Annotated in this window: 12 protein-coding genes; 5 read left to right on the top strand and 7 right to left on the bottom strand. The window is 39.6% G+C overall.

The features are described 5' to 3' along the window. The first annotated feature begins 617 nt into the window (after positions 1 to 617). From HMPREF1320_RS04360 to metF, 5 genes are read left to right on the top strand one after another with little or no spacing between them, the layout of a single operon-like run. Positions 618 to 1,592 carry an alpha/beta fold hydrolase gene (locus tag HMPREF1320_RS04360; RefSeq protein ID WP_009417546.1) on the top strand — a complete coding sequence of 325 codons (975 nt, stop codon included), beginning with the start codon at positions 618 to 620 and terminating at the stop codon, positions 1,590 to 1,592. Continuing rightward, a complete protein-coding gene (locus HMPREF1320_RS04355) occupies positions 1,592 to 2,365 on the top strand; it encodes a hypothetical protein (protein ID WP_034554120.1) in 774 nt (257 codons plus the stop codon). Before HMPREF1320_RS04360 ends, HMPREF1320_RS04355 begins: the two co-directional genes overlap by 1 nt. Before the next feature lie 4 nt (positions 2,366 to 2,369). Continuing rightward, positions 2,370 to 4,784, top strand: a complete 2,415-nt coding sequence (thrA, locus tag HMPREF1320_RS04350; RefSeq protein WP_009417539.1) for a bifunctional aspartate kinase/homoserine dehydrogenase I — start codon at positions 2,370 to 2,372, stop codon at positions 4,782 to 4,784. 32 nt (positions 4,785 to 4,816) lie between these two features. Beyond that, complete coding sequence (locus HMPREF1320_RS04345) at positions 4,817 to 5,410, top strand: GrpB family protein (RefSeq protein ID WP_009417545.1); 594 nt, start codon at positions 4,817 to 4,819, stop codon at positions 5,408 to 5,410. Further along, a complete protein-coding gene (gene metF, locus HMPREF1320_RS04340) occupies positions 5,388 to 6,341 on the top strand; it encodes a methylenetetrahydrofolate reductase [NAD(P)H] (RefSeq protein WP_009417542.1) in 954 nt (317 codons plus the stop codon). Before HMPREF1320_RS04345 ends, metF begins: the two co-directional genes overlap by 23 nt. Positions 6,342 to 6,361: 20 nt before the next feature. Here metF and yihA read toward each other — a convergent pair whose 3' ends face one another. The 7 genes from yihA to HMPREF1320_RS04305 form a co-directional block, all read right to left on the bottom strand. Further along, positions 6,362 to 6,961, bottom strand: coding sequence for a ribosome biogenesis GTP-binding protein YihA/YsxC (gene yihA, locus HMPREF1320_RS04335; protein ID WP_009417541.1), 600 nt, complete (start codon positions 6,959 to 6,961; stop codon positions 6,362 to 6,364). 8 nt (positions 6,962 to 6,969) lie between these two features. Beyond that, positions 6,970 to 7,725 (bottom strand): alpha/beta fold hydrolase, encoded by a 756-nt coding sequence (locus HMPREF1320_RS04330; RefSeq protein WP_009417548.1) that lies wholly within the window; start codon positions 7,723 to 7,725, stop codon positions 6,970 to 6,972. A 214-nt stretch (positions 7,726 to 7,939) separates the two neighbouring features. Further along, positions 7,940 to 8,296, bottom strand: a complete 357-nt coding sequence (locus HMPREF1320_RS04325; RefSeq protein WP_009417544.1) for a hypothetical protein — start codon at positions 8,294 to 8,296, stop codon at positions 7,940 to 7,942. A 180-nt stretch (positions 8,297 to 8,476) separates the two neighbouring features. After that, positions 8,477 to 9,118, bottom strand: a complete 642-nt coding sequence (gene pdxH / locus HMPREF1320_RS04320; protein ID WP_034554117.1) for a pyridoxamine 5'-phosphate oxidase — start codon at positions 9,116 to 9,118, stop codon at positions 8,477 to 8,479. A 160-nt stretch (positions 9,119 to 9,278) separates the two neighbouring features. Then, entirely contained in the window at positions 9,279 to 9,728 is a 450-nt protein-coding gene (locus tag HMPREF1320_RS04315) for a PIN domain-containing protein (RefSeq protein ID WP_009417538.1), read from the bottom strand. Further along, complete coding sequence (locus HMPREF1320_RS04310; RefSeq protein ID WP_009417540.1) at positions 9,725 to 9,991, bottom strand: hypothetical protein; 267 nt, start codon at positions 9,989 to 9,991, stop codon at positions 9,725 to 9,727. Before HMPREF1320_RS04310 ends, HMPREF1320_RS04315 begins: the two co-directional genes overlap by 4 nt. 133 nt (positions 9,992 to 10,124) lie before the next feature. Beyond that, complete coding sequence (locus tag HMPREF1320_RS04305) at positions 10,125 to 12,242, bottom strand: peptidylprolyl isomerase (RefSeq protein WP_009417543.1); 2,118 nt, start codon at positions 12,240 to 12,242, stop codon at positions 10,125 to 10,127. Positions 12,243 to 13,112 lie beyond the last annotated feature (870 nt).

Genomic DNA, 13,112 nt, shown 5'->3' with positions numbered 1-13,112 from the left:
TCCTTGGGAGAGGGACGGGGTGAGGATTCTTTTTCTTTCGCCTCGAAACCCTGTTTTTACCATTTTTTATGTCACTGCATTATACTATGAGTCAACTACTTATATACCCTTCCTATACCAATCGTCCAAGATTCATATAAGCTTCCTATAAGCTCTCTATAAGCTAACCCCACCCATCTTACACCCTTTTTTCACCAAAAATCCTCTCAGCCCTCTTCTGAAATCTTCCGTTTCCTTCCGATAGCTCAGATATGTCTCTTTTAGGGGTATACACTTTGGCAAAGTTTGAAACTTTGCCAAAGTTAAATAAACTAACAATCCCTCCTCTAGCGCGAAATTGTAGCTCCACTTCATTCTCTCATTTCCTCATTCTCTCATTTCCTCATTCTCTAATTTCCTCATTTCCTAATTCTCTTGCCTTTCTGAATGATTAAAATAAATGTAATAAAAACTATTTGTCTATTTAGAAAATTATTTTTACTTTTGCGCCTTTCAAAATCAATATAAAAATAATAGCGTTTTAACACAGAATTATTTTCCGATTAGAGTATCTGAAAAAGAAAATAATTCTAAATATATCTAAATGTTTTTCATATAAACTATTTCGCAACGCCTTTATGTCCGATATTCTACATTACCCTCTTACTGATTTCGTTACCTCTTGTGGGGTGCGTATTCCCGCTCTTAGGGTGTATTATCAAGTGTTTGGAAAAGCCTTAGGCACAGCTCCGGTAGTGGTAGTAAATCACGCTTTTACAGGTAATTCACAAGTAACGGGTGAAAATGGCTGGTGGAAAGAAGCCATCGGTGAAGGGAAGTTGATAGATACCCTTAAATACACAGTAGTGGCTTTTAATATCCCTGGCAATGGTTTTGGAGCACGCGAAGAAGATATGATTCCTAACTATGAGCATTGGGCAGGTATAGATATAGCGCGCATTTTCAACCAAGGGCTCACCGAGCATTTAGGACTTAAAGAAGTATTTGCCCTTGTAGGGTGCTCGTTAGGTGGTGGTATTGCTTGGGAAATGGCTGCCCTCTCCCCTACCCTTTTCAAAGAACTCATAATCGTAGCTGCCGATTGGAAAGCAACCGACTGGATTATAGGCAACTGCCTCTTGCAAGAGCAGATACTCAAAAACTCTACACACCCCTTGCACGATGCACGCCTCCACGCGATGTTGTGTTATCGCACTCCTCAATCGTTGAAACTGAAGTTTGAGCGCACCACCAACATTCCGTTGCAGTTGTACAATGTAGAAACGTGGCTTTTACACCACGGAGAGAAGCTACACAAACGTTTTTCACTCTCCGCCTACAAACTGATGAACCAATTGGTAAAAACGATAGATATTTCAAAGGAACGCGGTAGTTTTGCCGAGGCTGTAGCGCCTATCACCGCACACATCACCATTGTAAGCACCGATTCTGATTTGTATTTCGTTCCTCAAGAGAACCGCGATACTGTAACCGAACTGCGCGAAATGGGCAAACCCGTAGATTATTACGAAATCCACTCCGTACACGGTCACGATGCTTTCCTGATAGAACACAAACAGTTAGAACAGTATTTAAAGAAAGTGTTTAATTAATGATTAATGATAAATTATTGATGGATAATGGGATCAATATTATAGCTAAAAGCTACGGAGCTCAAAATGCAAATAAAAAACTCCTCTTATTATTGCTATTCTTTATAAGCGCATATGCTTTTACTTTTGCGCAGAGAAAAATAGAAGGTAAGTATTATATAAAGGAGAAAGAAATGCACATAGAGTGTTGTGCTACTGATACCTACACGTTTTATAGCAATGGCATTTTTGATTATGCTGAGGAAGGTGAGTTAGGAATTGTTCATTATGGCAAAGGTCATTACACCCTCACGAAGGATTCTTTAGTGTTAAAATACGATTTAACAGAGGTAAAATACCCTGGATATTATATCGCTAAACCATATACTAATTATAAAGATTACATCACTTTAAACTTAACAGTATACGATTTAGAAAAGAAGCCTTTACCGAATGTAGATGTTTCTCTGTTTAAAGAAGGAGCGTCTACAGGAGGTGATACTGACGAAAATGGAAAATTGATTATAAAAGTACCTAAGACGAATGAAAAGTGTGCTTTATTACTCACCTATAATCACGAATCTATGTATAAAGTCGAATCTATAGACCTTAATTTATGCTATGATTTAGAATTTTACCTCACTAAAACTCCGATGAGCTTTTTTGATATAGGAAATGCTATTAAAGATGAGGTAAGTCGTTTTAAAATTGTAAAACTTAGAGGAGATGAGTTTGTGGTGCGTAATGATAAAAAAGGAGAAGTTATTTTCAAGAAGGTAGAAGATAAAAAGTAAACAAATGAAGATATTAAAATTTGGTGGAAAATCACTTGCTAATGATGGCATTGAAAAGGTACTCAGTATCATTGCTGGGCTTGCTAAAACTGAACCTATATCAGTAGTAGTCTCAGCGCGAGGTAACACTACCGATGAATTAGAGGCTTTGCTCGAAAAAGCGAGTAAAGGCGAGGATTATACTGCCGACTTTCAACAACTAAAAGACGAACAGCAGTATAACTCTCGTGTATCGTTTGAGCCCGAATTTCAGTTGCTCGAAAAACTCCTCGAAGGCGTTTCGCTACTGAAAGACTACAGCCCTAAAACCAAAGATTTGGTATTGGCACAAGGTGAACTGATGTCGGCTAAGCTTGTGGCAGCACTACTTCAGCACAAAGGCTTGGAAAGTACTTTTGTGGATAGTCGTGAAATCTTCAAAACTGATGCTGTGGTAGGCAATGCCCAAATCATCAACTCAATATCCGAAAAACTCACCCGTGACCGCTTTGCAACTATCCCTTCTAATCACGTAGTCGTGGTTACAGGCTTTATCGCTTCCACCGAAAAAGGCGACACTACTACCTTAGGGCGCAATGGCAGTAACTATTCGGCAGCACTTTTGGCTAACTACCTCAACGCTTCCGAACTGCAAAACTACACCCACGTCGACGGTATCTTCACTGCCAATCCTGAGTTAGTACCCGAAGCCAAAATTATACGTCATCTTTCTTACGAAGAAGCCAATGAGTTGGCTAACTTTGGAGCTTCTATACTCCACGCCAAAACCATTATCCCACTCATTGAAAAAGGCATTCCGTTGCGTATCAAAAACACTTTCAACAGTGAGGACGCGGGCACACTCATTCACCAAGAAAGCGTGCAAGAGGGTATCAAATCGATTTCGGTAATTAAAGACAATGCCCTTATCGTGATGGAAGGTCGCGGACTCTTGGGCAAAGTGGGCGTAGATGCTCGTATTTTTAAAGCGCTCGCACAAAAAGGTATCAGTGTGAGTATCATCTCACAAGGGTCATCCGAGCGCGGGGTAGGCTTGGTAGTAGCTTCTAAAGATGCTAAACTTGCCAAAGCTGCTATAGACGAGGAATTCTCACACGATTTCTACACCAATGATGTGAGCAGTGTGAGTATCGTAGAAGATGTAGCTGTAATTTCTATCGTAGGACAACCACTTGCTACTTTCCACCACCCTTATAACGCACTGATACGCAACCAAATCGTTCCTTTGCTCATCAACAATGCCGTAACGGGCAAAAACGTGAGTTTGGTACTCAAAACCAAAAAACTCCACAAGGCATTGAACGTAATTCACGGTGAAATCTTTGGGGTTTCACGCCGTATCAACTTGGTAATCTTTGGTAAAGGTACCGTAGGGGCTACCCTCATCGACCAAGTGATTGCCGCACACGACAATATACTCCACCGCAAGAATATCAGTTTGCGTATCGTTGCTATCGCCAATTCACAACAGCTACTCACCAATGCAAAAGGAATTGGCAGTCATTGGCGCTCTGCCTTCGGTAAAGAAGCCGTTCCTTATAGCTTCGACACCCTGCAAGCCTTTGTAGATAAACATCACTTAGAGAACCTCATCGCCGTAGATGTAACCGCCAGCAAAACCTTTGTAGACAACTATATTCCACTTATCAAGAGCGGTTACGACCTAGTTTCAGCTAATAAAATAGCGAATACTATTTCGTTTGACTTCTACCAAGAGCTACGTAAAACCCTCAAACAACACCAAAAAACTTATCTCTACGAAACCAATGTAGGGGCAGGCTTACCACTGATAGACACTATTCGCCTTTTGCATCATTCGGGCGAGAACATCACCCGTATCAAGGGGATATTCTCAGGAACGCTCAGCTATCTGTTCAACACCTTTTCAGCAGAAAACAAGCCGTTTAGCGAGGTGCTCCAGCACGCTATCAACAGTGGTTATACCGAACCCGATCCTCGTGAAGATCTTTGTGGTAATGATGTAGGGCGCAAACTGCTCATCTTAGCCCGCGAACTCGATTTAGGTAATGAGTTCAGCGATGTGAAGATACAAAACCTTATCCCCGAACATTTGAGAGAAGGCTCTGTGGAAGACTTTTTGCAACGTTTAGACGAGTTCAATGTGCCTTATCAGCAAATCAAAGAAGCACAAGCCCCCGACCACGTACTGCGTTATGTAGGTGACCTTCACGGCGACTTAGCTTCTACCGAAACGGTACAGTTAGACGTATCGCTAGTATCGGTTCCTCGCAACAGTGCCCTCGGTCAGGTAAAAGGAGCTGACTCTATATTTGAAATTTACACCGAATCTTACGGCGATAACCCTATCGTAATACAAGGAGCAGGTGCAGGCGCTTCGGTAACCGCACGCGGGGTATTTGGCGATATTTTAAGATTAGCAGAAAAAAGTAGGTTTTAGGTATCAGGTTTCAGGTGTTAGGTGTTAGGACTATGAATCAAGAAGAAAATCCTTTGTTACAAATGTCGTTGCAGGAATTGTGGCAACTGTTTCCTATCAATCTTACGCCACACAATCCTTTGTGGAAAGAATGGTATGAGGAAGAACGCTGTTTTCTTTTAAAACAATTACCCTCTAATGAAATAATACAACTAAGCCATATAGGCAGTACCGCTGTGGAAGGGATACAAGCCAAACCTATTGTAGATATGCTATTGGAAGTGAAGAAAGACAGTTCATTTCAGAAGCTAAAAGAACTCATATTACAATCAGGTTATCTATGTATGAATGAAACAAATGATAGGATTTCTTTTAATAAAGGCTATACTGTTAATGGGTTTGCAGAACGTGTATTTCACTTGCACTTGCGTTATGAAGGCGATAATGACGAACTCTATTTTCGCGATGAACTGCAAACACACCCTTCAATTGCCAAAGACTATGAAACACTTAAATTATCTCTTTGGAAACCTTTTGAGCACGACCGAGATGCTTATACTGCTCACAAAACAGACTTTATAAAACGATATACACTGATAGCAAAAGAAGAATTTAAAGGAAAATATGAAAATAACAGACCATATTAAGAATGCCAAAGGAAAAACGCTCTTCTCCTTTGAAGTAGTACCTCCTAAAAAGGGAAATAATATTGAAGAACTATACCGAAACATAGACCCCCTAATGGAGTTCAATCCTCCGTTTATAGATGTAACTACCTCACGCGAGGAGTATTATTACATTGAACACCCCAATGGGCTATTGGAAAAAAAAGTAACCCGTATGCGCCCTGGTACCGTGGGTATTTGTGCAGCTATTCAGCATAAATACAAGGTAGATACAGTGCCTCACGTGCTTTGTGGTGGTTTTTCAAAAGAAGAAACTGAGTACCTTTTGGTAGATTGCCTCTACTTGGGTATTGACAACGTAATGGCTTTGCGCGGTGATGCGATGAAAGAACAACGCTACTTTCAGCCTACTGAGGGCGGACATACCTACGCTACCGAACTCGTTACTCAAATCAGTAATTTGAACAAGGGGATTTACCTCAACGGCATTGCTGCCGACCATAAGGCTAATTTCTGTATAGGAGTAGCAGGTTATCCTGAAAAACACATTGAAGCCCCCTCACTCACTTCAGATTTAGCGCGCCTTAAAGAAAAGGTAGATGCCGGTGCCGACTATGTGGTAACACAGATGTTTTTTGACAATCAGAAGTATTTTGAGTTTGTAGAGAAAGCCAAAGAAGCAGGCATCAATGTACCTATCATACCAGGGATTAAACCTATTGCTATTAAAAAGCACCTCAACCTACTATCACAAGCCTTTAAAATAGATTTCCCCGAAGACCTCATCAAAGCAGTGGAATCCTGCAAGAACAACAACGAGGTAAAACAAGTGGGTATAGAATGGGCTATACAGCAGAGCAAAGAGCTCAAAGCCGCTGGGGTACCTGTTTTGCACTACTATTCAATGGGAAAATCAGATAATATAGTAAAGGTAATATCAGAAGTATTTTAACAATTGATAATTGACAATTGTCAATTATCAATTGATTTATTGATTTGTTCGATGTAATGGGTTAGTTCTTCTTTGCCGGTTTTGTTTTCGGCTGAAGTGATGAAGTAAGGTGGAAAATCTTCCCAAGTTTCGAGGAGTACTTGTTGATAAGCCACTATATTGCGTTCAATTACCAAAGGTTTGAGTTTATCAGCTTTGGTGAAGACAATAGCAAACGGAATCCCGTGTTCGCCTAACCATTGCATAAACTCTACATCTATCTTCTGGGGCTCGTGGCGCACATCAACTAATACAAATGCGCATACCAATTGTTGTCGCTCCTCAAAATATTTAGTAATAAATTGCTGAAATACCTTTTTAGTTTCTTTGGACACTCTTGCATAACCATAACCAGGGAGGTCTACTAAAAACCAACTATTGTCTATTTTGAAGTGATTGATGAGTTGGGTTTTCCCTGGACGACCCGAAGTTTTAGCCAAATTCTTGTGATTGGTAAGCATATTGATGAGCGATGATTTCCCTACATTGGAACGCCCTATAAAAGCATACTCAGGTAAGTTTTCCTTGGGGCACTTACTCACCTGAGAGTTACTCATCACAAATTCAGCTTTTTTTATCATCTTACCTCCTATCTATTTTCAAGCCACTTATTTAAAATCTCGTTGAACTCTTGAGGGTGCTCCATCATTGGGGCGTGACCACATTTGTCTATCCAGTGCAGTTCGGAATTAGGCAATAGTTCGTGGAATTCTTCAGCGACTTTAGGAGGGGTTACATTGTCATTCTTACCCCAGATAAGGCAAGTAGGGGTTTCCATTTTAGGCAAATCTTTTGCCATATTATTGCGGATAGCACTTTTGGCAAGCGCCAAAGTTTTGATAAGTTTAGAACGATCGGAGATATTAGCAAATACCTCATCTACAATTTCTTTAGTAGCTACGGCAGGGTCGTAAAACACTTCTTCGCATTTCTTTTTGATGAAATCGTAATCACCACGACGTGGATAGCCATCGCTCATTGCTTTTTCGTATAACCCAGAACTACCTGTAAGCACTAATCCGAGTACGTTTTTAGGGTGCATTTTAGCATAAAGCAAACCTACGTGTCCACCAAGTGAATTGCCGAGCAGGATTACTTTTTCAAACTTCTTGTGTTTGATAAATTTCTGTATATATTTAGCCAATGTTTTCACTGAAGTTGTGAGCAAAGGCATAGAGAAGAGAGGCAGTTCGGGGACTACCACTTTATATTTGCGGGAAAAAAAAGAAACTACTTCTTCAAAGTTACTAAGCCCCCCCATCAATCCGTGTAAGATAATGATAGGAGTACCCTCACCTTTTTCGATGTATGAAAATTTACCTTCTTTTTTTACTTCTACTGTCATTGGTTTTTATCAAAAAGTTTTTTTGAGCTACAAAGGTAATATTTTTATTTCTATTTACGTGCAGGAAAGTGAAAATATTTTTTACTCTCTCTTCTTATTATCAACGCAAATAGTTATTTATTAAGCAAATACAATAAAATATCACATCGTACAACAATGTTTTTTCCAATGTGAAAAATAAGAAATAGTTACAAATTAGTAAATTAACCAAAGGTTATTGTAACTTATGTATGAGTTCTTGTAAATGAGTATTTCTTCTGAAAGAATATTCTTTGCTACTACAATTGAGGTATTTTATAATATCAGCGGTTTTCTGGAGGGTAGCTTTATCATCGAAAAAAAACAATAGTTCTGAGATGATTTCTAAGGTATCTTCACTATTTTTATAGGCTAAAAGTATTGTTTCAGTAGGAGTATTGATGAAATAAGTAAGTGTGTGTGGAGTATATTTTTCGGCTAAGTAGTCCAAATATTTGAGTTGCTCTTCTTTTGCGGGCTTTTTGCTCAATAGTGCGGTGAGCTCTTCAAAGAAAAGGTCTATTTGCCGTTTGAGGTAATCTTTCTCTATCATAGGATTTAGGTGTTAGTTTTTAATCTTTAACTTTAGGGAAGGAGATGTTAATAATTGCCAATTTTATGTTGTATTATTATGGTACGAGCTACAAGCTAGCACCAGCGGAGAGAATATTCATAAATAATTGACAATTCAACTTTGCTAAAATTTGAAACTTTGGCAAAGTGTGCGACTCTTTCACGGCGCTAATCGCTCTAATTTCCAATCGTAGTCTTCAGTAAGAGTGTAACGCAGACGGTCGTGTAGACGATTAGGGCGTCCTTGCCAAAATTCAAGGCTTTGTGGTCGGACTAAGAAACCTCCCCAATGCTCAGGACGAGGTACTTCTTTGCCTTCGTATTGTTTTTCTAATGCGTGCAGGTGCTCTTCGAGGTATTCTCTTGAAGGGATTACTTCGCTTTGTGGCGATACTATTGCTCCTAACTGACTGCCCAAAGGGCGTGACTCAAAATAACCGTCGGAAATATTGGCAGGGACTTTTTCAGCAATACCTTTGATGATGATTTGCCTTTCGAGAGAGGGCCAGAAGAAAGATAAACACAAGTGAGGATTGGCGAGAATGGCTTTTCCTTTTTCGCTGTTGTAATTGGTGTAGAAAATAAAGCCTTCGTAAGTGTACTGTTTGAGGAGTACTACGCGGGTCTTTGGGTAACCATCGAGCCCTATGGTACTTACTGACATCGCATTAGCTTCGTCTACACTGTTGCTCTCATCGGCTTCGTAGAACCAGGTTTGAAAGAGCTGCATAGGATTCTCAGGAGCATCGCTTTCTAAAAGAGCACGCTTGTTGTACGTTTTTCGGTAATTGCTTAAATCCATTTGTTTAGGTAAAAGATAAAAAGTAAAAGGTAAAAGGTTGGCGGTGCAAAGATAAAAAATAATTAGCAAACTTGAAAATTAGAATGGGCACGAGCTACAAGCTCGCGCCAGCTGAACTACAAGCCCACGCCAGCTGAGGAAAATAGGAAATGTGGAATAGTTAGTCAGTTATTTTTTTATAATGTTTGGTTTTAAGGTCTTTAGTCGTTACACATATATCATAGCCCATTTCTTTTAGTCCTTTAATTAGTTCAAAGTCACAAGTCCATATCTTGTGTCCTTTTTCAAAATGAAGAGCTATAAAAGGATAGTCATCAGGATCGACAAACTTAGCTATTTCTTCTGCTTTATCTAAATATTGTTGGGGAATATCATCTACTTTAAAAAAAGTAATGTTCTGAATAAATTCTTCCAAAAGAATATTCGCTTGCTTTTTAGAAAGATTATTATTCTTCATAATTTTAGGCAAGTGTTCTTCTATTTCTTCTAAAAGGTAATCAGGAGCTATAAACTGAATGTTTTTCTTTTTATCCTTTAAAATATTAGCAATTACTCCATTGGGTTTATAAAAACAACTATAGATAATATTAGTATCTGAAATAACTATCATATTGCTTGTTTCTCTTTCTTTTTAGCGAGATCTTCTCTCCAACGTCTGGCTATATTTCTATTAGACTCTTTACTCATAGCCATTATTTCTTCGCGGTATTTGATAGGTATACCGTATTCATCTTCTTCTAAATCATCGTTGTAAGAGATAATTTCGTCAACCTCTTTGCTCATAGAAACTTTTGTAAAGTCAAGTTTCTTGGCATATTCTACAAAAGCTAAAGCTTGAGGATTGTTGTCCGTAATGGTAATTATGTAGGGCATAATCTTCTTTTTTTGGCAAAAGTAAAAAATAATTAGCAAATTAGCAAATTTGAAAAATTACTGAATGTAAGAAAACAGGAGTTAAAGACATACATCTTTAACTCCTGTTTTCTATTTTCCTAATTTCTATTTATTAATAGAAAGCACTTAGGTTTTCTTTAATAGTGGCAGTACTTTCCAATGATTTGAGAATACCTTGAGCAGCACGGTCGGTGCGGAGTTTCTCAACAGTTTCAGCATAGGTTTTGTAGTTATCCAATGCAGGAGCTACGGTAGCTGAGGTAAGTTGGATTACGTATACCGCATTTTCGCCGTCGATAGGTTTAGAAAGCTGACCTTGTTTGAGTCCGAAGGCGGCACCTACTACTTTAGGTTCACGTCCTTCGCCTATGATAGTCGGGTTTTTCATTATGAGGTTCGCAGCGCTTTTCACTTCGGTTTTGTTAGCTGAAGCGATAGCTTCGAGGCTATTGCCTTTGGCTTTCTCTTTTAAGATAGCGGCTTTTTTCTCGCGAATGAGAATTGGTTTTACCATAGGAGTAGCCTCTTGTACTGAGCTAATACCTTCTTCGCCTTGTTTTACCAATTGGGCTACAATATAGTTACCACCACTGGTGAATTTCTTGATATCACCTATTTTAGTGTCCTTTTGGAATAACCATTGTACGATAGAACGGTTAGAGCCCAATCCTATGATTTGATCGTCGTTCTTATGTAGGTTATCGGCACGGAGCACTGAAAGTTCACTTTTTTTAGCAACATTAGCAAACTCTTTGGGATTTTGAGCTGCCTTCATTTCGAAGTTAGTTACCTTAGAGAAAAGAGAGTTGATAGTCGCTTCGGAAGGGTCTACTTTACGGCTGATAGTAGCGATGTTCACTGCTTCGGCTTTATCAGTTACTTTTACTACGTGGAAGCCAAAATCGGTTTCTACTAACCCAATAGTACCTACAGCATTGTTGAAAGCAAATTCTTCAAAAGGTTTTACCATAGCGCCTTTGGAGAAGAACCCGAGGTCGCCTGCACTGTAAACAGCTCCTGGTTCTTCGGAATTTTCACGAGCGAGTTGCGCAAAATCAGCACCTGCTGCTTTGGCTTGAGCTAAAAGCTCTTCGGCTTTTGCCTTAGCTTCTTCCTTAGTACGGGTAGTATTAGGCGTAGCTGCCTGACTGCCGGCGTAGGCTATAAGAATATGGCTTGCTTTCACAGCACCGCCTGGTTGTTTGGCAATCATACGGCTGAGTTTGAGACTTCCATCTTCTTCATAAGGACCGAACACTTTGCCTACCGGAAGGTTGAAAAGAGTATCGGCGTAAGAAGAACGAAGATTATCTTTATTTACAAAAGTGCTATCGTAAGGCACATCGGAATGACGGTCTACAAAATCTTTGATGTTTTTTGTTTTAGCAAAGCCTGCAATAGTATCGTTTTTATTGGTTTTGCTGTTAAACACTACTTCAGGTTGTAAAAGCTTGAGTAGGCTTTCTTTTTCGGTTTCAATATCGGTTTGCGATGGTTTTTCGCTCACTACTATATATTGGATATTGCGATAAGCCTCTTGCTTAAATTGTTTTTCGTGTTTTTTGATATAATCTTGTATCTCGCTATCGGTTACCTTTACGCTTTTATCATCGATAGAGCTGTATTGCAAGGCTACATAGCTGATATCGGCGAGGTCTTTTTCTTGATGGTATTCCATTTCGGCTTCGGTATTGGTAACGCCGAGACCTGCGCGGATAAGGCTGAAATACATTCGCTGTTTAGCATCTTCGATAATAGCTTCTTCTTGCATTTTCCACTGAGCATAGGCTTGTGGATTGGTGTTTTTGAGGGTAGCCAAATAGTTGGTGAATTTATTTGCGTCGAACACTCCGTACTCATTTACAAACTGAGGGTTTTGAGCGAGCGGTGTTTTAGCAAGAATTGCTAAAATCTGGTCTTTTTCTACACTGAGACCTAATTTTTCGATTTGCTGGTTGAGGAGGATTTGTTGGACGTTTTGTTCCCAGACGTATTTAGCGGCTTCGATGCTAGATACTTGTCCGTTAGCTTGACGGGTAGCATTTTCCACTTGCTGACGGAATGCATCGATAGGTACCTCTTCGCCATTTACGCTACCTATTTCGTTGGGCGTATGGTTGCTAAAGCGCCCTTTACCTATGAAGTCGGAGATGATGAAAGCGAAGAGGGCGAGCCCAATAATCGCGATAAGGAATACGGTTTTACTTCTAATCTTTTCGAGTACTGCCATTGTTTATAAATCGTTTATAAAAGTATAATGTGAATCAGGTTGGATTAAGGAATGTTTAAATGTTTCATTAAAAGCCCCCGTTCCCCCGAAGGGGGACAAGCTACAAAGTACAACTCTCAATAAAACAATATGCCATTTTTTAACCCTTGATTCATTTATAAAATTGTTTGGTGTTATTAATCAAACGGCAAAAGTAATGCTTTTTGTGGAAATGCAAAAATAATTCTGAAAATTATTTAAGTAAAAGGTAAAAGGTAAAAGGTAAAAGGCTGTTGATTAAATGGTTAATGGTTAATGGTTAATGGTTAGTGGTTAGTGGTTAATGGTTAGTGGTTAATTGATAAATTAGAAAATTTGGGAATTAGAAAATGAGGTGCGAGCTTGAGTTAGAGGAATGGGGCTGTGCCTCAGAAATTAAACAAAATCAAGGCTACGCCTTGTGAAATGGGGAGAGAGGTTCGTCGGAGTTTTCGGAGAAACTCGAAGAGGCTCTGAGCTATCGGAAGGAAACGAAAAAGTTCGGAAGTAGGTCGGGAGGGGTTTTGGTGAAAAAAGGGTGTAAGGAGGGTGGGGTTAGCTTATAGAGAGCTTATAGGAAGCTTATACGAATCTTGGACGATTGGTATAGGAAGGGTGTATAAAAAGTTGACTCATAGTATAATACAGCGATGCAAAAAATGGTAAAAACGGGGTTTCGAGACGAAAGAAAGAGGAAGAGGCAATAGGCCTTAGGGCATAGGCACTAGGGGGAGTGTGACGGAAAATCGAAGGTAATGTGGTAAAAATATCCTCCTATACACATATCCAGCAGTCGCTGGCTACCTCCAAAGGGGGGAATGCGGCGAGTCATTTATTCGGTAAGCCCCCGAA

It is taken from the genome of Capnocytophaga sp. oral taxon 335 str. F0486 (assembly GCF_000277665.1).
Taxonomy (GTDB): Bacteria; Bacteroidota; Bacteroidia; order Flavobacteriales; family Flavobacteriaceae; genus Capnocytophaga; species Capnocytophaga ochracea.
This window is presented reverse-complemented; position numbering and strand designations above follow the sequence as displayed.